The sequence below is a fragment of the Maritimimonas sp. 2210JD6-3 genome (assembly GCF_056591795.1).
On record NZ_JBWQOJ010000044.1, the window covers coordinates 1 to 26,398 of the forward strand.

The 26,398-nt window shown below is 33.8% G+C and carries 22 protein-coding genes and 1 pseudogene; 2 read left to right on the forward strand and 21 right to left on the reverse strand.

Going from position 1 to position 26,398, the window contains the following annotated elements; genetic code table 11:
* Positions 1-16 precede the first annotated feature (16 nt).
* From AC1EUY_RS14200 to AC1EUY_RS14300, 21 genes are all read right to left on the reverse strand, one after another.
* Positions 17-517, reverse strand: a complete 501-nt coding sequence (locus AC1EUY_RS14200) for a hypothetical protein (protein ID WP_480196211.1) — start codon at positions 515-517, stop codon at positions 17-19.
* A gap of 175 nt (positions 518-692) precedes the next feature.
* Positions 693-1,217: a hypothetical protein gene (locus AC1EUY_RS14205; protein WP_480196212.1), complete on the reverse strand. Its 525-nt coding sequence runs from the start codon at positions 1,215-1,217 to the stop codon at positions 693-695.
* 95 nt (positions 1,218-1,312) lie between these two features.
* Complete coding sequence (argH, locus tag AC1EUY_RS14210) at positions 1,313-2,590, reverse strand: argininosuccinate lyase (protein ID WP_480196213.1); 1,278 nt, start codon at positions 2,588-2,590, stop codon at positions 1,313-1,315.
* Positions 2,591-2,787: 197 nt separating this feature from the next.
* On the reverse strand, positions 2,788-3,864 hold the full coding sequence (locus AC1EUY_RS14215) for a M20 family metallo-hydrolase (protein WP_480196214.1): 1,077 nt from the start codon (positions 3,862-3,864) through the stop codon (positions 2,788-2,790).
* Between the two features lie 221 nt (positions 3,865-4,085).
* Positions 4,086-4,862 carry an acetylglutamate kinase gene (gene argB / locus AC1EUY_RS14220; RefSeq protein WP_480196215.1) on the reverse strand — a complete coding sequence of 259 codons (777 nt, stop codon included), beginning with the start codon at positions 4,860-4,862 and terminating at the stop codon, positions 4,086-4,088.
* On the reverse strand, positions 4,862-5,800 hold the full coding sequence (locus AC1EUY_RS14225) for a Rossmann-fold NAD(P)-binding domain-containing protein (protein ID WP_480196216.1): 939 nt from the start codon (positions 5,798-5,800) through the stop codon (positions 4,862-4,864). The genes argB and AC1EUY_RS14225 overlap by 1 nt, the downstream gene beginning before the upstream one ends.
* Positions 5,797-6,924, reverse strand: a complete 1,128-nt coding sequence (locus AC1EUY_RS14230) for an aspartate aminotransferase family protein (RefSeq protein WP_480196217.1) — start codon at positions 6,922-6,924, stop codon at positions 5,797-5,799. The genes AC1EUY_RS14225 and AC1EUY_RS14230 overlap by 4 nt, the downstream gene beginning before the upstream one ends.
* A gap of 116 nt (positions 6,925-7,040) precedes the next feature.
* Positions 7,041-7,841 carry a pyrroline-5-carboxylate reductase gene (gene proC, locus AC1EUY_RS14235; protein WP_480196218.1) on the reverse strand — a complete coding sequence of 267 codons (801 nt, stop codon included), beginning with the start codon at positions 7,839-7,841 and terminating at the stop codon, positions 7,041-7,043.
* A 55-nt stretch (positions 7,842-7,896) separates the two neighbouring features.
* The gene (gene argC, locus AC1EUY_RS14240; protein WP_480196219.1) at positions 7,897-8,874 is read right to left on the reverse strand and encodes an N-acetyl-gamma-glutamyl-phosphate reductase; all 978 of its coding nucleotides are present in this window, start codon (positions 8,872-8,874) and stop codon (positions 7,897-7,899) included.
* Positions 8,871-10,058: an argininosuccinate synthase gene (gene argG, locus AC1EUY_RS14245; RefSeq protein WP_480196220.1), complete on the reverse strand. Its 1,188-nt coding sequence runs from the start codon at positions 10,056-10,058 to the stop codon at positions 8,871-8,873. Before argG ends, argC begins: the two co-directional genes overlap by 4 nt.
* Positions 10,055-10,672, reverse strand: a complete 618-nt coding sequence (locus tag AC1EUY_RS14250) for a GNAT family N-acetyltransferase (RefSeq protein WP_480196221.1) — start codon at positions 10,670-10,672, stop codon at positions 10,055-10,057. The genes argG and AC1EUY_RS14250 overlap by 4 nt, the downstream gene beginning before the upstream one ends.
* Before the next feature lie 406 nt (positions 10,673-11,078).
* Positions 11,079-12,677, reverse strand: coding sequence for an NADP-dependent glyceraldehyde-3-phosphate dehydrogenase (locus tag AC1EUY_RS14255; RefSeq protein ID WP_480196222.1), 1,599 nt, complete (start codon positions 12,675-12,677; stop codon positions 11,079-11,081).
* A gap of 32 nt (positions 12,678-12,709) precedes the next feature.
* Complete coding sequence (ilvA, locus tag AC1EUY_RS14260) at positions 12,710-13,972, reverse strand: threonine ammonia-lyase IlvA (protein ID WP_480196223.1); 1,263 nt, start codon at positions 13,970-13,972, stop codon at positions 12,710-12,712.
* A 4-nt stretch (positions 13,973-13,976) separates the two neighbouring features.
* Positions 13,977-15,476 (reverse strand): ketol-acid reductoisomerase, encoded by a 1,500-nt coding sequence (gene ilvC, locus AC1EUY_RS14265; protein WP_480196224.1) that lies wholly within the window; start codon positions 15,474-15,476, stop codon positions 13,977-13,979.
* A 10-nt stretch (positions 15,477-15,486) separates the two neighbouring features.
* Positions 15,487-16,005, reverse strand: coding sequence for an acetolactate synthase small subunit (gene ilvN, locus AC1EUY_RS14270; protein WP_480196225.1), 519 nt, complete (start codon positions 16,003-16,005; stop codon positions 15,487-15,489).
* Positions 16,006-16,011: 6 nt separating this feature from the next.
* Positions 16,012-17,751 (reverse strand): biosynthetic-type acetolactate synthase large subunit, encoded by a 1,740-nt coding sequence (gene ilvB, locus AC1EUY_RS14275; RefSeq protein ID WP_480196226.1) that lies wholly within the window; start codon positions 17,749-17,751, stop codon positions 16,012-16,014.
* Positions 17,752-17,785: 34 nt separating this feature from the next.
* Positions 17,786-19,468: a dihydroxy-acid dehydratase gene (gene ilvD, locus AC1EUY_RS14280; RefSeq protein ID WP_480196227.1), complete on the reverse strand. Its 1,683-nt coding sequence runs from the start codon at positions 19,466-19,468 to the stop codon at positions 17,786-17,788.
* A 447-nt stretch (positions 19,469-19,915) separates the two neighbouring features.
* On the reverse strand, positions 19,916-21,031 hold the full coding sequence (gene leuB / locus AC1EUY_RS14285) for a 3-isopropylmalate dehydrogenase (protein WP_480196228.1): 1,116 nt from the start codon (positions 21,029-21,031) through the stop codon (positions 19,916-19,918).
* 5 nt (positions 21,032-21,036) lie between these two features.
* Positions 21,037-21,624: a 3-isopropylmalate dehydratase small subunit gene (gene leuD, locus AC1EUY_RS14290; protein WP_480196229.1), complete on the reverse strand. Its 588-nt coding sequence runs from the start codon at positions 21,622-21,624 to the stop codon at positions 21,037-21,039.
* Between the two features lie 2 nt (positions 21,625-21,626).
* On the reverse strand, positions 21,627-23,024 hold the full coding sequence (leuC, locus tag AC1EUY_RS14295) for a 3-isopropylmalate dehydratase large subunit (RefSeq protein WP_480196230.1): 1,398 nt from the start codon (positions 23,022-23,024) through the stop codon (positions 21,627-21,629).
* Between the two features lie 4 nt (positions 23,025-23,028).
* Positions 23,029-24,201 carry a 2-isopropylmalate synthase gene (locus AC1EUY_RS14300; RefSeq protein ID WP_480196231.1) on the reverse strand — a complete coding sequence of 391 codons (1,173 nt, stop codon included), beginning with the start codon at positions 24,199-24,201 and terminating at the stop codon, positions 23,029-23,031.
* A gap of 149 nt (positions 24,202-24,350) precedes the next feature.
* On the opposite strand from AC1EUY_RS14300, the gene AC1EUY_RS14305 reads away from it, so the two are divergent.
* Positions 24,351-25,895, forward strand: a complete 1,545-nt coding sequence (locus AC1EUY_RS14305) for a hypothetical protein (protein ID WP_480196232.1) — start codon at positions 24,351-24,353, stop codon at positions 25,893-25,895.
* Between the two features lie 150 nt (positions 25,896-26,045).
* Positions 26,046-26,398 (forward strand): annotated as a pseudogene (locus AC1EUY_RS14310) (IS982 family transposase); the annotation flags it as partial.

Here is a 26,398-nt window from a genome sequence, read left to right on the forward strand (position 1 = left end):
GTAAAACGTTTTTTTTTTATTTCCGTTCAGTTATTTCCGAACGAAACATTTTTAATATTCTATTTCCTAGTTCTGATGGTTCACAATGAGCAGAAATTGTACTTGTCAAATCAATTTCAATTGGTAAATTCAATACCGTTTCTATTCTCAAAGTACTATTCCTATCTGTCAGTCCACGTATTGAAATTCTTCTGTACTTTTCCTCAAATCTACGCATTGACTTTTCTTTACTTGCTTTAAAAGCAGGCCAATCAGATTTTTTTCCCATTCCAGCTTTTTTTTCCGCAATATTAAATTTGTCGAAATTCCGTTTAATGGCTTTTCCAATAATTTCCATTGAAGAGTTCAACTCAATTACTTCACAATCCTTTTGTTCATAATGATAGCCAGCTTTTGGTTCTTTAGAAATAGGTGCAATGATAATTTCAGAGTGCTTTTCGGACAGATAAACTGTAACTGATTTAATGACTTTCAGTTTGGGTTCAGGTGGCTTAAATGTTATACTTCTGATTTTCATTCAAATGTTTTACAACGGTCTAGGCTATGATTTCGTTGTGGAATCATCCGCAGGATTATTCCGCCGAAATCCAGCCGTTTGATTTATACTTTTATTTTGGTGTGGCACAAAACCACAATGAATTATAGCCATTGTTGGCATTTCGTTTTCTTTTCAGTATGTCCTTAAATCAAAATTAAGAGTTTGTTGATACATCCACGTTTATAGCAACTTCAATTTCAAAATTATTTGGACTTCCATCCCATTGAAATGATCCTTCTGATGAAACCGAAACTGAAGGATTAATTAATATTCCTTTAGCCAAACGTTCAAAAAGTTCTTGATTCTCTATTTGAAAAATAGTATTTTGATTAATTGCTTGTAATAAATCAGTTTGATTTGTAATATTTTCAATTTCTATTCCATTAAAATCTATTGAGTAATAATGTAACAATATATTGTCAATACTATTAAGGTTTTTAAACCGATATACTACAGAGTTTACAGTAATACTTCGAATATTATTTGTATTGTTTAGATGCTGTCTTAAAGGAGAAGTATCAAATTCTCCATAAACTGTTGTAGGCGAACCCGAAGGACCTATTGGAACTCTTATTTTTACTGATTGAATAATTGTACTATTGGTTATAATTGTTTCATCAGATTCTTTATTACAAGAAATAACCATATAAATTGTTAATAATAAAAGGACTTTTTTCATTTTCGTATTTGTTTTTTTGTGACTTATAAATGAATGCCAACTATAATATAAGTGTATTACACTTATATTCTATATGGTTTATACAAATTTACTATTTATTTTTTAGGAAACTTTGCTTGTATCGCTTCTAAACATAAATTATGAATACTCCCTAGATGACTATGTTTTTTTGAAGTATCTGGCTGATATTCCCCTTTTTGTATCTGCTGTGCTATTTGTTGGTAGGCTTCTCTAAAAGAAAGCCCGCGTTCAACCAAGGTGTTGATATTATCAACCGTAAAGAGGTATTTATATTTTTCATCATATACATGTATATCTTTTACAATAACCTGTTGAATGCTGTAATTAAAAATATCAAGTATCGTTAACATGTCTGTAATACCATTGATTATATTTTCTTTTAACAACTGAAAATCACGATGATAACCACTAGATAGGTTATTAGTAATCAAAATCATTTCCGTATGCAATGCTTGGATCTTATTACACTTACCACGAATTAATTCAAATACATCAGGGTTTTTTTTATGCGGCATAATGCTACTACCTGTTGTCAATTCATTTGGAAAGGAAATAAAATCGAAATTCTGACTCATATACAAGCAGATATCCATCGCAAATCTGCTCAAAGTATTTGCTAAACTACCTAAAGCCGTGGCAATTGTGCGTTCATTTTTACCTCTACCCAACTGTGCCGCTACTACATTGTATTTTAAGGTTTTAAAGTCTAATTCTTTGGTTGTAAATTCTCTATCGATTGGAAAAGAACTCCCATATCCAGCTGCAGAACCCAGTGGGTTTTGATCTACTATTTTTTGAGTAGCATGTAAGAGATAGACATCATCAATTAACAATTCAGCGTAAGCTGAAAACCATAAGCCAAACGAAGACGGCATTGCCACTTGTAAATGCGTATAGCCTGGTAACAATTTATCTTGATAGTTCTCAGCTAGTTTTAGAAGTGTATCAAAGAGTGTCTTTGTTTTAGATTGAATGGAATGTAATTGTTCTTTATAATATAATTGTAAGGCCACCAATACTTGATCATTTCGAGATCGTGCTGTGTGAATCTTTTTGCCTACTTCTCCATATTTCTTAGTGAGTTCAAATTCTATTTTTGAATGAACATCTTCGAACTGCTTTTCTATAAGAAATGTTCCGTTATCAATTTGTTCTTGTAAATCAGTTAAACCTTTTTCTAATACCTTTAATTCTTTATTAGTTATCAAACCAATATGTGCTAACATTTTAGCATGTGCTAAAGATGCCTGCACATCATATCTAGCAATATGTACATCAATTTCACGGTCATTCCCTACGGTAAACTGTTCTATTTTTTGATCGATGGAGAATCCTTTATCCCAGAGTTTCATATCATTTTCTACGAAAGCAGAAATCTCTACTTTCTTGTTTTAAGTTACTATTAGATAAATTCCGTATTAACTTCGAGCCTCTACTTGAGGTGATATTTTACGGAATGATAATTTACTTTATTTTATGTCATTGCGAATGGAATGAAGCAATCTATTAAAGGTTGCCACGTCACTTCGTTCCTCACAATGATTTATTATTAAATACTGATAATCACCATATTCAATAAATCAATATATAATTGTATGCCTTCTTTTATTTCGTCAATATAAATAAACTCATCTGCGGTATGCGAGCGAGTACTATCACCTGGCCCTAACTTAAGTGATGGACAACTCAATACGGCTTGATCTGATAATGTTGGTGAACCGTAGGTTTTTCTACCTAATGCGATTCCTGCCTGTACTAAAGCATGATCTTTAGCAATAGATGACGAATTCAATCGTAAACTTCTTGGTTCAATACTATCGCAAGGTGATTCCTTTTTAAGGATTTCTGCAATCTCAGCGTTCGAATATTGATCATTTACACGTACATCTACTACTAATTTTACATCGGCAGGCACTGCGTTGTGTTGTTTGCCTGCATTTATCTGCGTAACTGTCATCTTAACGTCAGCCAATACTTTTGATGTTTTTTCAAATTGATATTGCTGAAACCATTGTAATACATTAATTGTATTATAAATGGCATTATTATTATTAGGATGCGCCGCATGGCTTGGTGTCCCTTTTACTACGGCATCAAAAACAACCAATCCTTTTTCAGCAATCGCGAGTTGCATTAAAGTGGGTTCTCCTACGATGGCCACATCAACCTTAGGAATAATAGACAGCATACTGTTCAAACCATTCTCTCCACTACTCTCTTCTTCCGCGGAAGCGACATACACTAAATTATAATTTAAATCAGATTGCTTATAAAAAAAGGTAAAGGTCGCCAACAAAGACACCAAGGCACCACCTGCATCATTACTACCCAAACCAAACAACTTACCATCTTCTACCACAGGCTGAAATGGATCTTTGGTATATCCATTATTAGGCTTTACCGTATCATGATGTGAGTTTAATAACAAGGTTGGTTTGGAAGCATCGAAATGTTTATTTGTAGCCCATACGTTATTTTGGTTTCTTTTATACGACATGTTATGTTCAATAAACCATTGCTCAAGAAGTGTTGCTGTTTTAGCTTCTTCTGAAGAAAAAGAGGGCGTAGCAATTAGCTTTTTTAGGAGCTCTATAGATTTAGTTGTTAATTCTTTAATATTCAGCATACTAGATTTATTTTTTGTTCTATTTATTTTCTTTGCTTGTCCAAAGAAAACGAACCAAAAGAAATGACACTTTTCCGAGGAATTTTTTCCAATATTTATTGGAAAAACTCTTCACCAAAACTATGCGTCAAACTTTGCCTTCCTGGATTTCATAGTTTTGGCGACACATTCTGCGGAAAAGAAGTTCGATGCTTTGCATCGATGTTAATTTAATCATATCATTATAATTTTATTGTTGTGAATTTAAATTCTTCATTAAATAACATTTCTGCTTTTCCTATACATACTTTTTCTACCTTATTCTCCAGGGCATGGAAGCAATTGGTCATTTTTGGAAGCATACCTTCTGCAATGATCTTATTTTTAAGTAATGATTTATAGGAAATTGAATCGATATGCTCAATAATAGAATTATCATTAGTAATATCTAACAATACACCTCTTTTATCAAAACAATAATATAATTCTGTTGTATATAATTTTGCTAATCCAATAGCTAATTCAGCAGCAATGGTATCTGCATTCGTATTTAATAGTTGTCCGTTTTCATTATGTGTGATCGCACAAAATACGGGCGTGATTCTATTATGTAGTAGCAAGGAAAGTGTTTCTAGATTAACTTGAACTACATCACCAACATAGCCAAAATCAATGTCTTTAATAGGTCGCTTTGCCGAAACAATACTATTACCGTCTGCACCTGTAAGGCCTAGAGTATTGCAATCATACGCTTGTAATTTTGCCACAATATTCTTGTTGATCTTACCTGCATACACCATGGTAATAATCTCTAAGGTATCAGCATCTGTTATGCGCCTTCCTCTGGTCATTTTCACCTCTACTCCCATTTGCTTAGCTATCTTCGAGGCTAGTTTTCCACCACCATGTACTAAAACTTTCGGAAATGGTAATTTGGCGAATCGCATCAGAAATTCGTCTAATGCCTTCTCATCATTGATGATGTTGCCTCCAATTTTTACGACTTTAAGTGTTTCCATCATCCTAGATTTTCGAGAATTTTCTTCAACACAACTTGTGCAGCATAGGTTCTGTTATTAGCTTGCTGAATTACAACTGATTGCTTACTATCTAAAACAGCATCTTCAACAACAACATTTCTTCGTACAGGTAAACAATGCATAAACTTAGCATCACCTAACTTTTCTTTTGTGAGCATCCAATCAGAATCTTGTGAAAGTACTTTACCATAATTAGTATAATTACTCCAATTTTTTACATAGACAAAATCGGCGTTTTCTAAAGCTTCATTTTGATTATAATAAATGGCTGTATCTTTAGTAATTTCAGTACTTAATTCATACCCTTTAGGATGTGCGATAGAAAAATCGACATCTTGCGTTTGCATCATCTTTGTAAATGAATTTGCCACTGCATGCGGCAAAGCTTTCGGGTGTGGTGCCCATGACAACACCACTTTTGGTTTTGCCTTGGTTTTTAATTCTTCAATAGTTATAGCGTCTGTTAACGCTTGCAACGGATGTGCCGTTGCACTTTCCATATTTACAATAGGAACAGCAGCATATTTCACGAAACTATTTAATACAACTTCAGACTCATCGTTTGCTTTGTCTTTTAATGTCGGGAAAGCTCTAACCGCAATAATGTCTGCATATTGCGAGATAACTTGAGCTGCTTCTTTGATATGTTCTGCTTTATCTAAATTCATGACAGTGCCATCTTCAAATTCCAACTTCCATGCATCACTCACATTCAAAGTCATCACATCCATTCCTAATTTTTTTGCGGCTTTCTCTGTACTTAATCGTGTACGTAAACTCGCATTAAAAAATAACATCACCAATGTTTTATTTTTACCTAGTTGTTGACATTGAAACGGATCTTTTTTTAATTCAAGAGCCTCTTTAATAGCGGTATTAATCTCTTTTAAATCCGATATGTTTGCATACTTTTTCATAAGGTTTTTTTCAATGCTTCAAAAAACTGATCAATATGTTTTTTTTGAATAGTTAGTGGAGGCAGTATCCGCAATACATTTGGGTTTTTAGAACTTCCCGTAAATATGTTGTGCTTATAAATGAGATCTGCTCGTAGCTCTTTGATTGGAAAATCAAATTCTAGCCCTAACATCAACCCTCTGCCTTTTATCTTTTTTACCTCTGCAATTTCTTCTGCCTTTTCAATAAAATAATTTGAAATTTCAGCAGCATTTTCCAGTAAATTTTCTTCCTCTAAAACTTGTAAAACAGCTAAGGATGCCGCACATGCTAAATGATTCCCTCCGAAGGTTGTCCCCAGCAATCCATAGGATGCTTTGATATCTGGATGAATTAAAATACCTCCTATTGGAAAACCATTACCCATCCCTTTTGCCATTGAAATAATATCTGGCTCAATTTGATGTTTTTGAAAAGCGAAAAAATCACTGGTTCTCCCGAATCCACATTGTATCTCATCAGCTATGAGTAAAGTATTGTATTTTTTTGTTAGTTCTGATACACCCAAATAGAATTCTGAAGAAGCTTCATCTAAACCACCGATGCCTTGAATCACTTCTACAATGATGGCACACACATCTTGTTTTGATAATGCCTTTTCTACACTTTCTAAATCTTCTAATTCTAATAACACAACCTCCTGTTGTGCATTAATAGGTGCAATAATCTTTTGATTATCTGTAGCGGCTACAGCTGCTGATGTTCGTCCGTGAAAACCATTTTTAAAGGCTATTACTTTACTTTTGCCTGTATGAAACGAGGCCAGCTTCAAGGCATTTTCATTGGCTTCAGCTCCAGAATTACATAAAAATAGCTTATAATCTTCACATCCAGAAAGCTTAGCAAGTTTAGTGGATAGTTGTGATTGTAAAGGATTCTGGATGGAGTTACTATAAAAGCCAAGTTTTGAAACCTGATTACTAATAGCTTTTACATAGGTTGGGTGTGAATGTCCAATGGATATTACGGCATGCCCGCCATATAAATCAAGGTACTCTCTGTTTTTATTATCATAAACAAAAACATCTTCACCTTTTACTGGTGTAACATCAAATAATGGATATACATCAAATAAGTTACTCATCTTTTTAGTTTTTTATTTGTGTCATTCCGAAATGAGCTTCAATATTTTTTGAGCGATTGAGGAATCTCGAGATTTCTCATTCCGAGATTTCGGGATTCGAAATGACATATTATAATCTATAACTGATTTGTTTTTATAGCATTGATCTTATTAAAAGATGCCACCATACCTTGAATTAATGAAGAGCTTAAGCCTTTGTGTTCCATTTCATTTAAGCCTTCAATAGTGCATCCTTTAGGCGTTGTTACTTTATCTATTTCTTCCTCTGGGTGGTTTCCTGTATTGATCAATAAACTAGCTGCACCTTCACAAGTATGCATCGCCAATTCTTGCGCCTCTTTAGCATCAAATCCTAATTGAATAGCTGCTTGTGTCGTCGCTCTTATTAATCGCATCCAAAAAGCAATACCACTAGCGCAAACTACCGTAGCTGCTTGCATCTGTGTTTCTGGAATACTAATAGAAGTACCTAATCTATTGAAAATAGCTTCTGCTATTTTTATTCGATTTTTACCTTGTTCATTGCTACAAATACACGTCATAGATTTACTTACTGCAATTGCTGTGTTGGGCATCGCTCTAATCACAAACTTATCTTCACCAACTACACCTTCCATTTTTGCTATGGAATAGCCTGTAATGGTAGAGATTAATACATGTTTTTCTGTTAACAATGATTTAATTTGATTTAAAATACTCTCAAAATGTCTAGGTTGTACCGCAAAAATTAAGATATCTGATTGTTTTACAGCTTCTTCATTGTCTTGCGTTAAAAAGACATTCTTATATCCTTCAAATTCTTTAATCTCTTCCAAATTTCTTTTGGTAAGATATAAGCTAGTAATCGCATTCGTAGTGATTAATCCTTTTGCTATTGATTTCCCTAAGTTTCCTGTTCCTATGATGGCTATTTTCATACTATTGGTTTATTTCATAATGAGACCTCTCGACTGCGCTCGAGGTGACACGTGATTAAAAATAATTTGCTTTTAATTGTAATCCTTCTGTTTCTTCAAATCCAAACATCAAGTTCATGTTTTGAACTGCCTGCCCAGATGCACCTTTCAACAAATTATCGATACAACTAGTTATTAGTAATTTGTTTTGATGTTTATGCAAATGAATTAGACATTTATTGGTATTAACTACCTGTTTTAAATGCAACTCATTATCTGAAATGTGCGTAAAAGCAGCATTTCTGTAAAAAGATAAATACAGCGCTTTCGCCTTTTCTAAATTTCTTTCAAAATCTGTATATGCCGTAGCAAAAATTCCTCTAGAGAAATTTCCTCTATTTGGTAAAAAATATACTTCTTTGTCAAAGTCTTTCTGTAACAGATGTAATGATTGATTAATTTCTCCTAAATGCTGATGTATAAAAGGTTTGTAATATGAAAAGTTATTATCTCGCCAAGTAAAATGCGTTGTTTTTGACAAAGAAACTCCTGCACCTGTAGCACCTGTCACCGCATTTATATGGATATCATTTCTAATCAAGTCACTATTCGCTAATGGTAATAATGCTAATTGAATAGCAGTTGCAAAACATCCTGGATTAGCAATATAATTCGCTTTTTGAATGGCTTCTTTTTGCAATTCAGGTAACCCATACACAAATTCTTTTTCTTGAAACTTTCTATTGGTTTCTAATCTAAAATCGCTACTCAAATCGATAATCTTTGTATGTGTGGCAAACTGATTTTTTTCTAAAAAAACTTTTGAATTACCATGCCCTAAACATAAAAACAACACATCTACTTCAGATTTAATTTCATTGGTAAATTGTAAATCAGTTGATCCTACCAAATCTTGATGAATAGCATCTACTCTATTACCTGCATTTGATGTACTATATATAAAGTCTATGTGTACTTTCTTATGAAACAACATCAGTCGTATGAGTTCTCCTGCTGTATAACCAGCGCCACCTATAATTCCTACCTTGATCATTTAATTGAGTTTACTTGTTGATATATCTTATTTTGATTACCTAAAATCTTAATGAATCCTTTGGCTTCTTCAGCTGTCCAACCTTTGTTTGTTTCCCCGTAGCTTCCAAATTTGACATTCATTAGATCGTTATCAGAAATAATACCATCTAAAGAAAAATGATAGGGCTTTAAGCTAACGACTACATCTCCATTTACCATTTGTTGACTACTCTCTAAAAAGGCTTCAATATCTCGCATCACCGGATCTAAATACTGTCCTTCATGCAAATGCATACCATAAAAGCTAGAGAGGTATTCTTTATGCTGTAATTGCCATTTAGTAAGCGTATGCTTTTCTAATAAATGATGTGCTTTAATTATAATCATAGCAGCAGGGGCTTCAAAACCCACTCTACCTTTAATGCCTACAATAGTATCTCCTACATGAATGTCCCTGCCAATAGCAAACTGCTCAGCCAGATCATTTAGCAATTCTATATTCTTTTCAGGATTATTCTTCTCTCCATTCAAAGCTGTGAATTCTCCTTTTTCAAAAGTCAGTACTACTTTCTCTTCATTATTTCTTTGCAGCTGTGATGGATAGGCAATTTCTGGTAATGGCTTTTCAGAAGTTAAGGTTTCGTCGCCACCCACACTGGTTCCCCATAAACCTTTGTTAATAGAGTACTTCGCTTTTTGCCACGACATATCAATTCCATTTTCAATCAAATAATCAATCTCTTCTTGCCTCGACAATTTTTTATCTCTGATAGGTGTAATAATCTCTATTTCGGGAGCTAGTGTTTGAAAAATCATATCAAATCGAACCTGATCGTTTCCTGCTCCTGTACTACCATGCGCAATATAATCGGCATTGATTTTCTTAGCATATTCAATAATCTTGATGGCCTGCACAATTCGTTCTGCACTTACCGATAATGGGTAGGTATTATTCTTCAAAACATTACCAAATACCAGATATTTTATCACTTTTTGATAGTATTCTGAAATGGCGTCTATATTTAGATAAGAAGAAACGCCCATTTGTATGGCTTTTGTTTCTATTTCCTGAATTTCATCCTCTGTAAAACCACCTGTATTTACACTAGCAGCATGTACTTCATACCCTAGATCTTTAGAGAGATGCACTGCACAATACGATGTGTCTAATCCGCCACTATAGGCGAGTACTAGCTTTTTCATTTTTTATTCTTTTTTAAAAACTTAGCTTGTTTTATTCTTTTTAATCGTTGGAACACATTGGGTTTTACTTCTTCTGTAGTACCGTTTTTCTTAGCAGTTGGATCAAATAGCATTCCTGTACATAAACACATGGATTGTTCTGTACGCTGTAAGACATCGAAATTTTTGCAGGTTTGACAACCTTTCCAGAATGTTTGGTCATCTGTTAACTCAGAAAAAGTAACAGGTTTATAGCCTAGATCACTATTCATCTTCATAACAGCCAACCCAGTGGTAATGCTAAACACTTTTGAGTTTGGAAATTTCGCTCTAGAATGTTCAAAGACTTTCTTTTTTATCTTTTTAGCATACCCTTTTCCTCTATAATCGGGATGTACTATGAGTCCTGAATTGGCAACGAATTTCCCGTGACCCCAAGATTCTATATAACAGAAACCCACAAAGGTATCACCATCTAATGCAATAACCGCATTCCCTTTTTCCATTTTAGAAATGATATACTCTGGTGTACGCTTTGCAATGCCAGTACCTCTAACATTTGCTGAGTCTGAAATGGTTTTACAGATAATATCTGCGTATATACTATGTGATTTGTCAGCAATTATAATATTCATTGCTATACTTTTTAAATTGTTAATCTGAGAATTTTCTTTGAAAGGAGAACCGGACACACCTAAGTTCTAAATTATGGAAACACCCTTACGGGCGGCGCGGGAAATGACGACGCACTACAAAATCACCAAAGGTAATCGAAGAATATGCTATCAGTATGTAAGTGAAATGTTTCAAGAAAATGGTCATAAATAAAATGAATAATCAATAAACTCCAATTAGCGCACGTAGTTACGGCGCACTTTGGGAAAGCGAGTCTCTGGGTATTGATTGTATGTATTTACTTTATTCATTAGAACAAATGTAGAAAAAAATAATTATTAGCAATAAAAATATATTACAATCTTTTGTTTTGCAGCGATTTATATGAATATCGCAAAAATCACCTGTTATTTTTGCGATATTGTTTTAAAGTATATAATCTGTACTTACAAAATTTGACTTTTTAGAATCTAACAAATCTTCTAAGATCTTATTATTATAATCATTGTCTTTTGAAGCAATAAATGTTCTGATAGAAAAACTACGTAAAGCATCGTGTACACTTAGCGTTGAAACTGCTGAATCTTTCCTTCCAGTGAACGGAAATACATCTGGACCACGCTGACAAGAACTATTTAGGTTTACTCTACATACTAAATTTACCAAAGTATCAATTAATCGAGATAACTGATCTAGATCTTTACCAAATAAACTTACCTGTTGACCGTAATTTGATTCAGCAATATCATCTATGGGTTCTTCGACATTTTTAAATGTACGAATAGGTACTACAGGGCCAAATTGTTCTTCTTCATATACCTTCATCTCTTTAGAAACTGGATACAACACCGCAGGAAAAATAAAATTATCTAGTACTTCTCCACCTCTTTCATTGATAACTTGCGCACCTTTAGCTTTAGCATCATTAATTAAATCTTGAATATATTCAACCTTTCCTGGCTCAGGTAAAGGTGTTAACTTCACGCCTTCTTCCCAAGGATTACCATATGTCAACGCATCTACCTTTTTACTATACCGCCTATTAAACTCTTCGGCAATATCTTCATGTACATAAACAATCTTCAAAGCCGTACACCGCTGACCATTATATGACAAGGTACCCGCAATACACTCATTAACAGCCAAGTCAATATCTGCATCTGGCAAGATGATAGCCGGATTTTTAGCTTCCAAACCTAACACCAATCGTAATCTATTAGATTTGGGATGTAAACTCTGTAAAGCATTCGCTGATGAACTATGACCTATCAATGCCAGCACATCGATTTTTCCTGTTTTCATAATAGGCGATGCTACTGCCCTACCTCTACCATATAATACATTTACAACTCCTTTCGGAAAGCTTTCTTTGAATACTTCTAGTAATGGAGAAATTAATAAAACGCCATGTTTTGCTGGTTTAAAAACTGTTGTGTTTCCCATTATCAAAGCAGGAATCAGCAGGCAAAAAGTTTCGTTTAATGGATAATTATAAGGTCCCAAACACAGCACCACACCAAGCGGTCCTCTTCGAATATGTGCATGAATACCTCCGTTTTTTTGAAAACGAGCACTATCACGATCCATATTTTTATAATCCTCAATCGTATCATATATATAATCGATTGTTCTATCAAATTCTTTTTCGGCATCAGCAATAGTCTTGCAAATTTCCCACACTAAATATTTGACTATTTCATCACGTTTGGTTTTCATTTTTTCTACAAAAACCTCCATGCATGCAATACGATCTGCAACTTTCATTGTTGGCCATTGACCTTGTCCTTTATCATAAGCCTTACAAGCCGCCTCTAAAGCATCTAGCGCTTCCTTTTCACCTAAGGTTGGGATAGTGCCAAGCAATGTTTTTGACTTTTCTCCATTTTCATTTTCGGTTAGTATAGGAGAATAAACTTTTGAGATTTCACCATCCCATTTAACCAATTCACCATTAATTAAATAGGTATCTTGGTGTAATAAAGAACTGATCTGAAATTTTTCAGGTATATCATTAGTAGCTATCATTCTATCAAAGTTTTATAACAAAGTTCGATTATTTAAACCAAGAATTGAAATAAATCGGGTTTATTATTTAGGTAGTCGCCAAAAAAATTATTTACTTTCATACGTCTAACTAAAGGTTCAAAATCAGCTTCACTTTTAAGCTCTACTCCTACCACTGCTGGGCCTTGTTCGCGACTTGATTTTTTAGTGTACTCAAAGTGTGTAATATCATCAGTAGGGCCTAAGATTTCGGCTACAAACTCTTTCAAAGCACCTGCTCGTTGCGGAAAACGAATAATAAAGTAATGCTTTAAATTAGCATGTAACAAGGCGCGTTCTTTAATTTCTGCTGTTCTAGTGATATCATTATTACTACCACTTACAATACAAACTATATTCTTACCTTTAATTTCTTCACTATACTGATCTAAAGCAGCCAAGGTTAACGCTCCAGCAGGTTCAACCACAATAGCATCCTTATTATATAAATCAAGAATCGTTTGACATACCTTTCCTTCTGGAACAGTTATCATCGCTTCTAAATTCTCTTTACAAATAGAGAAGGTCAGATCACCTACTTGTTGCACAGCTGCGCCATCAATAAACTTTTCAATTTGTGGCAATCGAACCACAGCATTATTTTCGATAGCTGTTTTCATAGACGGTGCTCCTAAGGGTTCCACCCCGATAATCTTAGTATTTGGAGATACTATTTTAAACACACTCGAGAGCCCAGCTGCCAATCCGCCACCGCCAACAGGAACAAATACATAATCAATTGGTTGCTCAGTTTGTTCTAAAATTTCTAAACCGACCGTAGCTTGCCCCTCAATTATCTTTTCGTCATTAAAAGGGTGCACAAATGTTTTTGATGCTTCTTCACAATTCTCTTTAGCAGCTTTATATGCATCGTCAAAAGTGTCACCAATTAGCTCAATGTTAATGTAATTACCACCAAACATCTGTACCTGTTCTATTTTTTGTTTAGGTGTTGGTGCTGGCATAAAAATAGTGCCTTGAATTTGTAATTTCTTACAAGAATATGCAACACCTTGTGCGTGATTGCCTGCGCTGGCACAAACAATACCATTGGTAAGTTGTTTTTCAGTTAAAGAACTGATTTTATTATAAGCACCACGTATCTTATAAGAACGTACTTGTTGTAAATCTTCTCTTTTTAATAAGACATTCGTATCAAACATATTTGAATAGGTAAAGCTTTTCATTAAAGGAGTCACTGCTGCTACATTTTTTAATGTAGCAGCAGCTTTCCTAACTTCAACCAACTCAAATATATTTTTCTGTATCGTATTCATTATTTTAAGCCAATACTGGTTCTTCTTGCTTTTGAACTTTTATCGTTTTCATTGCCGTCATTGCAGTACGCAATACTTTTCCAACTTTTTCAATAGCATGATTACGTATCGCATCATTAACAGCAATTAATTCTGAATTATCCACTTGGTTAGAGCTCTCAAACGATTTACCAATTATTTCTGTCGTTACAGATTTCATAAAATCACTCAACATAGGTTTTGCGGCGTGATCAAATAAATAACATCCATATTCTGCAGTATCAGAAATAATTCTATTCATTTCAAAAAGTTTCTTTCTAGCTACCGTATTGGCAATTAAAGGAAGCTCATGTAACGATTCGTAATAAGCAGATTCTTCAATAATACCCGAGGCAACCATCGTTTCAAAAGCTAATTCTACTCCAGCTCTTACAAAAGCAACCATTAATACGCCATGGTCAAAATACGCTTGTTCAGAAATTGAATCGGAAGTTGCCGCTGTTTTTTCAAAAGTAGTTTCACCAGTTTCAGCTCTCCATGTTAAAAGATTAACATCATCATTAGCCCAATCTTCCATCATTGTTTTAGAGAAATGGCCAGACATAATATCATCCATATGTTTTTCAAACAAAGGCTTTAATAGTACCTTTAACTCTTCTGAAAGGTTATATGCTTTTATTTTTGCCGGATTCGATAAGCGATCCATCATATTGGTAATACCTCCATACTTTAATGCTTCTGTAATAGTTTCCCAACCGTACTGAATCAATTTTGCAGCGTAATTTGCATCAATACCTTCTTCAATCATCTTATCGAAAGATAAAATAGAGGCTGTTTGTAGCACACCACATAAGATGGTTTGCTCACCCATTAAATCACTTTTTACTTCTGCTACAAAAGACGATTCTAATACACCTGCTCTATGCCCACCTGTTGCTACAGCATAGGCTTTTGCTTGTGCCCATCCTTTTCCTTCGGGATCATTATCAGGATGCACAGCGATTAATGTTGGCACACCAAAACCACGTAAATATTCTTCACGAACTTCTGAACCAGGACATTTTGGAGCCACCATAATTACCGTAATATCTTCACGAATTTGCATACCTTCTTCGACAATATTAAATCCATGTGAATACGATAATGTAGAACCTTTTTTCATTAAAGGCATTACCGCGTTTACTACATTAGTATGTTGTTTATCAGGAGTTAGATTTAATACTAAATCTGCATCAGGAATCAATTCGTCATAGGTACCTACTGTGAAGCCATTAGAAGTTGCATTCTTATAAGATGTTCTTTGTTCTGCAATTGCTTGTTCACGAAGCGCATACGAAATATCGAGCCCTGAATCTCGCATATTAAGCCCTTGATTTAAGCCTTGAGCACCACAACCAACGATTACAATTTTTTTATCAATTAATATATTAACACCATCTTCAAACTCTGAAGATTCCATAAATCTACATCTACCTAACTGATCTAATTTTTGACTTAATGAAAGTTCGTTAAAATAATTTGCCATTTTTTATACCTTAAAATTCTTGTAATAATTCTGAAATTGCCATTTTCTCTCGTGTGATGGCGATACGCCCTGAACGTACAAACTGTAACAATCCATAGGGTTTTAATCGATCGTATAATTTATCTACATGCGCTTTAGAGCCAGATGTTTCTATTACAAAAAAATCTTCTGTAATGGTAACAATATTAGCTTGCCTAAGTTTTAATTTTCGTTGAATCAACTCATCATACAAATGTGCTGTTGATATTTTAAATAATGCTGATTCTTGAAATACTGTTTCTTCATCCGTATGATAATACGCACGTATTACCTCAATTTGTTTTTCAAGCTGAGTGACAATTTTTTTTACCTGATTTTCAGTCATCTTAGCCACAATCACAAATCGATTTACCTCTTCAATTTCTGATCTTGAAGTCGTCATACTTTCAATATTTATATGTCGTTTCAAAAAAATTGCAGAAACCCTGTTGAGTAAACCGATGTTATTTTCTGTATAAACCGAAACTGTAAATATTTTTTCTTGTTCCATAATTTATTAACTTAATCGTACGTCTGAAACTGATGCTCCAGTTGGTATCATCGGGAATACATTATCTTCTTTTTCTACACAAACTTCCAAGAAATAAGCGTCTTTTGAAGCTATCATTTCTTGAACTGTATTTGCTAAATCTTCTCTTTTCGTTACTCGCTTTGCTTCTATATGATAACCTTTAGCAATAGTTACAAAATCAGGATTTGTCATTTCTGTAGAAGCATAGCGCTTGTCAAAGAACAATTGTTGCCATTGACGAACCATTCCTAAAAAATCATTGTTTAACACGACAACTTTAACAGGTACTTTAGTTTGAAAAATAGTCCCTAATTCTTGAATGGTCATTTGGTAACTACCATCACCAATAATAGCAACCACTTCTCTTTCTGGAGTTCCCATTTTGGCTCCAATTGCTGCTGGAAGTGCGAAGCCCATAGTACCTAATCCGCCTGAAGTAATATTACTTTTACTTTTGTTGAATTTTGCATAGCGACACGTAATCATTTGATGCTGCCCTACATCGGATACTATAATTGCATCACCTTTAGTTGCTAGGTTAATTTCTTTAACTACTTCACCCATAGTGAGTCCATCTTTTTCGGGATACAAGTCCTTTTTGATAACTTTTTCGTATTCTACAGAATCATACTTCTTATATTCTTCTAGCCAGTTAGGGTGTGAATTTGAATTCACCATAGGTAGTATAGCAGCCAATGTCTCTTTTACATCACCTAACACGGCAACATCTGTTTTTACGTTCTTATCTACCTCAGCGGGGTCAATTTCAAAATGAATAATCTTGGCTTGTTTTGCATACGTGTTTAGATCTCCTGTTACACGATCGTCAAAGCGCATCCCGATAGCAATTAAGGTATCACATTCGTTTGTAAGTACATTAGGTCCATAATTACCATGCATCCCTACCATACCAACATTTAGTGGGTGTTCTGTTGGTAATGCTGATAATCCTAAGATTGTCCATGCTGACGGAATACCTGCTTTTTCAATAAATGCTTTAAATTCTTTTTCTGCTTCACCTAAAATCACACCTTGTCCAAAAACAATCATTGGTTTTTTAGCTGCATTAATTATTTCTGCAGCAGTTTCTAATTGTTTTTTATCTACTTTAGGTTTTGGTTTGTAACTGCGTACCGAAGTACATTTTTTGTATTCAAAATCTAGCATTTCAAATTGCGCATTTTTCGTAATATCTACCAATACAGGTCCTGGCCTACCAGATCGTGCAATATAAAAGGCCTTAGCCATAATCTCAGGAATTTCGGAAGCCTTCGTTATTTGATAATTCCATTTAGTTACTGGCATAGAAATACCAATGATATCTGTTTCTTGAAATGCATCAGAGCCTAATAAATGACGTGCTACTTGCCCAGTGATACATACCATAGGTGTTGAGTCTATTTGTGCATCGGCAATACCTGTTACGAGATTTGTGGCTCCAGGGCCTGAAGTGGCAATGGCTACTCCAACCTTTCCTGTAGCTCTTGCATAGCCTTGGGCCGAATGCGTTGCACCTTGTTCATGTCGTGTTAAAACATGATGCAATTTATCTTGGTATTTATATAGTTCATCATACACAGGCATAATTGCTCCTCCTGGATACCCATATATTAGATCAACTCCTTCTTCAAGTAAACATTTTACAACTGCTTCAGCACCAGTGATATTTACCTTAGTTTCTGTCGCTACAGTTTTTTCTGAAATTGTTTGTGTTTGTGTACTCATATTTTTTTATTTGAGATTCCTGTTTTCACAGGAATTAAAATTCATCGGTTACGCAACCTTGCGATGCCGATGATACTGTTTTTGCATATTTGTATAAAACCCCTCGTTTAACTTTTAAATCTGGTGCTTGCCATTGCTGTTTTCTTTTTTCTAATTCTTCTTCAGATACTTCTAAGGTTAATGAATTTTCATTTGCATCTATTGTTATAAAATCGCCATTTTCAACCAACGCAATAGCACCGCCTTCTTGAGCTTCAGGTGTGATATGCCCTACCACAAAGCCATGTGTTCCGCCAGAAAATCGTCCATCGGTGATTAATGCTACATCCTTACCTAAACCTGCTCCCATAATCGCTGCAGTCGGTTTAAGCATTTCTGGCATTCCTGGTCCTCCTTTTGGTCCTTCGTAACGAATTACAACCACATCACCTTTTTGTACTTTGCCATTTTTAATACCATCATTCGTAGCAAATTCACCGTCGAACACTTTAGCTTTACCTCTAAACAATAGTCCTTCTTTACCTGTAATTTTGGCTACAGCACCTTCTTTTGCCAAATTACCATAGAGCATACGTAAATGCCCTGTTGCTTTTATGGGCTGTTCTAAAGGTTTAATCACTTCTTGTCCTTCGGTAAGATCAGGTACCTTAGCCAAATTCTCAGCCAATGTTTTTCCTGTGACTGTTAAACAGTCACCATGTAACAATCCTTTTTTTAATAAATATTTTAATACGGCTGGTACACCTCCTATACGATGCACATCTTCCATTAGAAATTTCCCGCTAGGTTTTAAGTCAGCCAAAAAAGGTGTCTCATCAGATATCTGTTGAAAATCTTTTAAGGTAAACTCTACATCTGCGGCCTTAGCAATTGCCAAAAAGTGAAGCACAGCATTTGTAGAACCCCCCATAATAGTGACTAACCTGATAGCATTTTGTAATGATTTTTTAGTTACAATATCTGAAGGTTTTATATCATTTTCTAATAAATAGCGTAATGCCTTACCAGCTGCTATAGATTCATTTTCTTTATCTTTTCCAACTGCAGGATTGGATGAATTATAAGGTAAACTCATACCAAGTGCTTCTATAGCAGAAGCCATGGTATTTGCTGTGTACATACCTCCGCAAGCACCAGCTCCTGGACATGCATTTTGTATTACACTTTTAAATTCTTTTTCGTCAATTTTCCCAGCTACTTTTTCTCCCCAAGCTTCAAAAGCTGAAACAACATCTAATTTTTTATTGTTATGGCATCCTGAGGCAATAGTGCCTCCATACAATAATACAGAAGGTCTATTTAAGCGTAGCATTGCCATTAAAGCGCCTGGCATATTTTTATCGCAACCTACTACTGTTACTAAGCCATCGTAACTCATAGCTTGTACAACAGTTTCCATAGAATCTGCAATAATATCTCGCGAGGGCAAAGAAAATCGCATTCCTGGAGTACCCATAGATATACCATCACTAACCCCTATGGTATTAAAAATTAATCCGACTAAGTCAGCTTCCTCAGTCCCTTTTTTTACTAGTCTCGCAAGGTCATTCAAATGCATATTACACGGATTCCCTTCGTAACCCGTACTGGCTATACCTACTAATGGTTTTTTGAAATCATCATCTGACAAACCAATAGCATGCAACATCGCTTGAGCGGCAGGTTGTGTAGGGTCTTGAGTTACTGTTTTACTATATTTATTTAAAGGTTTACTCACTTAAGCTTTTATTAAAGTTCAAAAATATTTTATATGCTATTATTATTATTCAAAAAACATTAGACTCAATTAAATTAAACTATCAATTATCTACATTTAAATACTGATAATCAATGGTTTAATATTTAAATATTACAATATTCAATTCACTAAAAAAGCCTGTATCAAGAAAATGATACAGGCTTTTATCTTAATTATTATAAACCTATATCAATTCGGCGACGAAATGATACTAATTATACTAATAATGACTTTTAATAAATTCATACTCTTAAATTAAAAAACCTCCCTATAATAGGAAGGTCTTAATGTGTTTTTAGTGTAATACCTTCCTTATCCTCGTGATGTAATCACAAGAATATTAATTGACAAGATATTAAAATGTTGTTTTTTCATTGAATGCTCAAATGTACAAAATACTTTTTACATTTTGCAGCTTTACAAAAATTAAATTATGGTTGATTGACCTATGTGAACATTCTTAAAATTAATATTAGTATCGTCAGGATACTGAATAAAGTCGGCAATAAAATCACCAACTTTATCTGTAGTAAATTGAGAGTTCGGGTTTATATCTGGGGTAACTATTTGTAAATCTAATGATTTTTCAACCCCTTTTCTTATAAGTTCAGCCTCTTCGTACAACTCAAAATGTTCTAATAACATTGCTGCAGATAAAATAGAAGCAATAGGATTTGCAATTCCTTTATTTTTTGCCTGTGGGTATGAACCGTGAATAGGTTCAAACAAAGCATATTTGTCACCAACAGATGCCGAAGCTAATAATCCGATAGAACCTCCTATTACACTCGCTTCATCAGAAATAATATCACCAAACATATTTTCAGTTAATATAACATCAAACTGATTAGGGTTTAAAATAATTTGCATTGCGGCATTATCAACAAATAAAAAATCAACAACTACGTCATCATACTGCTTACTTATTTCAGTAACAACTTTTCTCCATAATCGAGACGATTCCAATACGTTTGCTTTATCAACTAATGTAAGTTTTTTGCGCCTAGTTCGTGACGCTTTAAAAGCGAGGTGAGTTATACGTTCTATCTCTTCTTTACTATAAACACATAAATCTGAAGCAATATTTCCATCTTTACTTAACTCTTTTTTACCAAAATAGATACCTCCTGTTAACTCTCTAAAAATCATAAAATCGGTACCATTTATAATTTCTTTTTTTAATGGCGAACTATCAAGTAATTCACTGTATGCTTTAACAGGACGAATATTGGCAAACAAGCCTAATGCTTTACGAAGCTGCAAAAGGCCTTGCTCGGGACGCACTTTTGCTGACGGATCATTGTCATATTTCGGGTCACCAATTGCACCAAATACTATTGCGTCAGAATCTAAACATAGGTTTAATGTTTCTTGTGGTAAGGGTTCCTTAGTATCATCTATAGCAATAGCACCTACAGGTGCTTCTTTAAATAAAAATGTGTGATCAAATTGATGTGCAACAGCTTTTAATACTTTTTTTGATTGATTGGTTACCTCTGGACCAATACCATCACCTGATAATACTGCAATGTTTAATTTCATAATTACTATTCACGTGCCATTTCAAAGGCTTTAATTTTATCAATTTTACTTACTAAAAAATCTATGTCGTCATAGCCATTTAATAAGCATAGCTTTTTATATGTATCTATTTCAAACTTTTCAATAATAGGTTTTCCAACTACTTGTAATATTTGATTTTTTAAATCAACATCAAATTTTGTCTCTGGGTTCTTTTCAATCAGTTCGAATATAGTAGTTAAGTAATCCTTAGAGACTTGTATTGGTAAAATACCATTGTTTAGTGCGTTGCCTTTAAAAATATCAGCAAAAAAACTACTGATAACTACCTTAAAACCATAACCTACTAACGCCCAAGCGGCATGTTCTCTACTAGAACCACAACCAAAGTTATTACCCGCAACAAGAATACTTCCGCTGTAGCGATTATCATTTAAAACAAAATTAGTGTTTAAATTGCCATCTTTAGCATAACGCCAATCGCGAAATACATTATCACCGAATCCTTTTTTATCTGTTGCCTTCAAGAACCGAGCAGGAATAATCTGATCTGTATCTACATTTTCTATAGTTAACGGTATGGCTGTTGAAGTGAATCGATTAAATTTTTCCATAATTACACTAGTTCTAATGATTCTACTTCTTGAGTAATGTCTATAATTTTTCCTGCAACTGCTGTGGCTGCAGCAACAAGCGGGCTGGCCAAAATAGTTCTTGAACCTTGTCCTTGACGTCCTTCAAAATTTCTATTAGATGTAGATACGCAGTACTCTCCTTCTGGGATCTTATCATCATTCATTGCCAAACATGCTGAACAACCTGGTTGTCGCAGTTGAAATCCAGCTGCTTCAAAAATTTGATCTAAGCCTTCTTCTTTTATTTGTTTTACAACCTGCTGAGAACCAGGAACAAGCCATGCATTAACATTTTTAGCTTTCTGTTTGCCTTTTATATACTTTGCTGCAATTCTAAAATCTTCAATTCTAGAATTTGTACAGCTACCAATAAAGACATAGTTAATAGGTTTATGTATTAAAGTCTCTTGCTTTGAAAAACCCATATATGCAAGCGATTTTTCAAAAGAGACATCTTTTTCGTCTGGGATGAGTTCATTAATTTTGATTCCCATTCCAGGATTTGTACCAAAGGTAATCATAGGTGCTATATCTTCTGCATCAAAGTGATACTCTTTATCGAAGATCGCATCCTCATCAGTTTGCAAGGTTTTCCAATATGCAACTTTCTTTTCAAAATCGTCTCCTTCTGGAGCAAACTCTCTTCCTTTAACGTATTGAAAAGTAGTTTCGTCTGGAGCGATCATTCCGCCTCTGGCACCCATCTCTATACTCATATTACAAACAGTCATACGCCCCTCCATAGACATTTCTTCGAATACATTACCTGCATATTCACAAAAGTACCCTGTACCAGAATTGGTACCTAGTTTACTTATTATATATAAAATTACATCTTTAGGAAGTACGCCTTTTTTAAGTTTACCATTTACATTTACGCGTAATTTTTTAGGTTTTTTCAACAACAAACACTGACTGGCAAATGCTTGCGCTACCTGACTTGTACCTATACCAAAGGCTATAGTACCAAACGCTCCATGTGTAGAAGTATGACTGTCACCACATACAATGGTCATACCAGGTTGTGTGATACCTAATTCTGGAGCCATTACGTGAACAATACCATTATACTCATGCCCTAATCCATAGAGTGTAATATTGTTTTTTTTGCAGTTTTCTGTTAACTGCTTTAGTTGATTTCTAGATAAAACGTCTTTAACAGGAAGATGTTGGTCTATAGTAGGTGTATTGTGATCTGCTGTCGCAACAATTTTATCTGGTCTCGCAATGGTAATATTTCTTTCTTCAAGCTCTTTGAACGCTTGAGGACTTGTTACTTCATGTATTAAGTGTTGATCTATATATAATATTGAAGGTCCGTTTTTAATAGTATCTACCACATGCGAATCCCAAACCTTATCGAATAGTGTTTTCCCCATGTCGCTATGCAAAAATTGAGTTGCCGATCTTGCTAGTTTTCACAATTTTGTGAATATCATCATCTATAATTTCTTTTTTTCTATCTGCAAAATTTAGAAATGTCGCATAGACTTTATCTAGCTGCAATTTTGTAAGCTCATAGCCTATGTTTTTAGCACGATACGCCAAGGCAGCTCTACCACTTCTTGCCGTTAATACAATTGATGATTCTGTGACACCCACATCTTTTGGGTCTATAATTTCATAAGTCTCACGATTCTTAATCACACCGTCTTGGTGTATTCCTGAACTATGTGCAAATGCATTTGAACCTACTATGGCTTTGTTAGGTTGTACTGGCATTCCCATACTTTCTGAAACCAATTTACTAGTTTCATATAATTGTGAAGTATTAATATTAGTATCTAAATTAAGATAAGGGTGCTGTTTTAGTATCATGACGACTTCTTCTAAAGAAGTGTTTCCCGCTCTTTCTCCTATACCATTAATAGTACACTCAATTTGACGAGCACCATTGATAACTCCAGAAATAGAATTAGCAGTAGCTAAACCAAGATCATTATGACAGTGGCAAGAGATATTGACATTTTCTATACCTCTAACATTCTCTTTTAAATACTTAATTTTAGCACCGTATTCTTCTGGAAGACAATACCCAGTCGTGTCAGGGATATTTAACACAGTAGCACCTACTTTTATTACTTCTTCACAGACTTGAGCTAAAAAATCATTATCGGTTCTACCTGCGTCTTCTGCATAAAATTCTACATCTTCAACAAATGTCTTTGCATATTCAACTGCTGCTACGGCACGTTCAATTATTTTATCTCTGGTTGTGTTAAACTTATATTTAACATGAGAATCTGAAGTGCCAATACCTGTATGAATTCTAGGTTTCTTTGCATATTCTAATGCTTGAGCAGCCACTTTAATATCCTTTTTAACAGATCTTGTTAAACCACAAACAGTTGCATTTTTTACTATTTTGGCTATCTCAGATACTGAGTTGAAATCTCCAGGACTAGATATAGGAAATCCAGCCTCTATAATATCAACACCTAAATTATCGAGTCTCCTTGCAATTATTAACTTTTGTTCTGTATTTAATTTACAACCTGGTACTTGTTCACCGTCTCTAAGCGTAGTATCAAAAATATCAACCTTCTGATTTGTCATTTTTAAATTAAAATTTCTTTATTAACTAACAAAGTTATACTTTGGTTTAAAGGAACAATTGCATAGACTTTTTTCTTTTACAATGTTTAACGAATGATTTTAGATAAAAAAATATTGATAATCAAAACATTATAACGTTTTTTAATACAATGATAAGTACCCAAAAAGACAATCTTTTTATTCTCATTAAGTCACTTTCTAAATCAGAAAAACGTCAATTTAAACTTTACGTAGGGCGTTTAGATGGAAATACCCATTCTAAATTTTTAGCACTATTTAACTTTTTGGAAAAATCTCTAAAGTATGATGAACAGGCAATTTTAAATAGTAAGATTGTCAAAAAAACTCAACTTTCGAACCTAAAAGCACATTTATACAAACAAATACTCATAAGTTTACGTTTAAACCCTTCTCGAAAGAACATACGAATTCAAATACGTGAGCAATTAGATTTTGCAACAATTCTTTACCATAAAGGACTTTATAAACAGAGCCTTAAAATTCTAGATAAAACAAAAAAAGTTGCCATTGAAAATGAAGAGAAAAATATTGCTTATGAAATTATTGAATTTGAAAAATTAATTGAATCTCAATACATTACAAGAAGTATTACTGGAAGAGCTGATGAATTGGTGGTAGAAGCAAAAGCCATAAGTATGGATAATGTGGTTGCTAGTAAACTGTCAAATTTATCCCTTCAGTTATACGGCATACTTCTTAAGACTGGTTATATAAAAAATGACGAGGAATATAAAGTAATTAACACCTATTTTCATGATAGACTCCCAAAGTTTGAACTTGAAAAATTAGGTTTTAGAGAAAAGTTGTGGTTGTATAAATCTCATTTATGGTATAGTTTTTTAATTCAAGATTTTTTAGGAAGCTATAAATATGCAACAAAATGGGTGGATCTTTTCTATGAAAATGAAGCTATGATTTATTTGAATCCCGTATTTTTTCTTAAAGGAAATCACTATTTGTTAGAGTCTTTATTTTTACTAAGACATCATACAAAATTCAAATCATCTTTACATCGTCTTGAAGCTATGCTCAATTCTAAAACCTTCCCGAAAGATGATAATATCGAAGCATTAAGTTTTTTATATATTAATAATAATAAATTAAACCTTCATTTTATGGAGGGTACTTTTGTAGAAGGTTTTCCTTTAGCAAATAAAATTCTTAAAGAAATAAAGCTTTTTAAAAATAGAATTGATGAGCATCACATTATGCTTTTCTACTACAAAATAGCTAGTTTATATTTTGGAGCTGGTCATTATAAAAAGAGTATTGAATATCTTGAAATAATTATTAATAATCGAACTCTTAAAATGCGTGAAGATCTTATGTGTTTTTCACGAATATTAAGTTTGATAGCACATTATGAAGCTGGCATGGATTATCACTTAGAGATACAACTTAAAAGCACCTACAAATTTCTTTTAAAAATGGATGATCTTCATGAGGTACAAAAAGATATTATCTCTTTTTTAAGAAATTTAGGAAGTATCTATCCACATCAAATAAAAAAAGAATTAAAAAAATTACATGAAAAATTAAAAGTCTATGAAGAAGATCCTTATGAGCGAAGATCTTTCTTATATCTAGATATTTTGTCGTGGCTAGAAAGCAAAATAGAAAACAGACCTGTAGCCGACATTATCAAGGAAAAATTCAATAAATTGAAGAGATAATATTAGAATGTCTGTAGAAACTTTCTAAGAAAATTAACCTAATTTATATACACATATACTAACTAACGTGAATAATGGATAATAAAAAAGTGTTTTTATGTTAGTTTATTTTTCTGATTTTCAGTAAATTAAACAATAAAAACACTTCTAATGCTTAGAGATAAGGTTACGGAATTCTTTGTAGAAATGGACGATTTTTACATAGAATTTGCTTCACAATTAGAAAATCGTCCACTATTAAAGGATTCATCGGTAAATAGACGCAACCGAAAAGGGAAATTGTCTGATTCAGAAATGATGAGCATCTATCTGCTGTTTCATTTTGGACAGTTTACCAATTTTAAACATTTTTATAATCAATATGTCTGCAAGCACCTTATTGATTTGTTTCCTGGCCTGATAAGCTATGAGCGGTTTAACGCAAGGCAGGAACGTATCCTGTTGCCCTTGATGTTGTATTTAAAATATCGTGGTTTGGGCAAGTCCAGAGGTATAAACTATAT

Bases quoted from the DNA above. Each gene is read 5' to 3' on its own strand.
- leuD (WP_480196229.1), bottom strand. From the start codon at position 21,624: ATGGAAAAATTTAATCGATTCACTTCAACAGCCATACCGTTAACTATA.
- AC1EUY_RS14250 (WP_480196221.1), bottom strand. From the start codon at position 10,672: ATGAATATTATAATTGCTGACAAATCACATAGTATATACGCAGATATT.
- AC1EUY_RS14305 (WP_480196232.1), top strand. From the start codon at position 24,351: ATGATAAGTACCCAAAAAGACAATCTTTTTATTCTCATTAAGTCACTT.
- leuC (WP_480196230.1), bottom strand. From the start codon at position 23,024: ATGGGGAAAACACTATTCGATAAGGTTTGGGATTCGCATGTGGTAGAT.
- argB (WP_480196215.1), bottom strand. From the start codon at position 4,862: ATGGAAACACTTAAAGTCGTAAAAATTGGAGGCAACATCATCAATGAT.
- ilvC (WP_480196224.1), bottom strand. From the start codon at position 15,476: ATGGCAAATTATTTTAACGAACTTTCATTAAGTCAAAAATTAGATCAG.
- argC (WP_480196219.1), bottom strand. From the start codon at position 8,874: ATGATCAAGGTAGGAATTATAGGTGGCGCTGGTTATACAGCAGGAGAA.
- argH (WP_480196213.1), bottom strand. From the start codon at position 2,590: ATGAAACTCTGGGATAAAGGATTCTCCATCGATCAAAAAATAGAACAG.
- proC (WP_480196218.1), bottom strand. From the start codon at position 7,841: ATGAAAATAGCCATCATAGGAACAGGAAACTTAGGGAAATCAATAGCA.
- ilvN (WP_480196225.1), bottom strand. From the start codon at position 16,005: ATGGAACAAGAAAAAATATTTACAGTTTCGGTTTATACAGAAAATAAC.
- AC1EUY_RS14255 (WP_480196222.1), bottom strand. From the start codon at position 12,677: ATGATAGCTACTAATGATATACCTGAAAAATTTCAGATCAGTTCTTTA.
- AC1EUY_RS14225 (WP_480196216.1), bottom strand. From the start codon at position 5,800: ATGAAAAAGTATGCAAACATATCGGATTTAAAAGAGATTAATACCGCT.
- ilvA (WP_480196223.1), bottom strand. From the start codon at position 13,972: ATGAATACGATACAGAAAAATATATTTGAGTTGGTTGAAGTTAGGAAA.
- AC1EUY_RS14300 (WP_480196231.1), bottom strand. From the start codon at position 24,201: ATGACAAATCAGAAGGTTGATATTTTTGATACTACGCTTAGAGACGGT.
- AC1EUY_RS14205 (WP_480196212.1), bottom strand. From the start codon at position 1,217: ATGAAAAAAGTCCTTTTATTATTAACAATTTATATGGTTATTTCTTGT.
- ilvB (WP_480196226.1), bottom strand. From the start codon at position 17,751: ATGAGTACACAAACACAAACAATTTCAGAAAAAACTGTAGCGACAGAA.
- argG (WP_480196220.1), bottom strand. From the start codon at position 10,058: ATGAAAAAGCTAGTACTCGCCTATAGTGGCGGATTAGACACATCGTAT.
- leuB (WP_480196228.1), bottom strand. From the start codon at position 21,031: ATGAAATTAAACATTGCAGTATTATCAGGTGATGGTATTGGTCCAGAG.
- AC1EUY_RS14215 (WP_480196214.1), bottom strand. From the start codon at position 3,864: ATGCTGAATATTAAAGAATTAACAACTAAATCTATAGAGCTCCTAAAA.
- AC1EUY_RS14200 (WP_480196211.1), bottom strand. From the start codon at position 517: ATGAAAATCAGAAGTATAACATTTAAGCCACCTGAACCCAAACTGAAA.
- AC1EUY_RS14230 (WP_480196217.1), bottom strand. From the start codon at position 6,924: ATGAGTAACTTATTTGATGTATATCCATTATTTGATGTTACACCAGTA.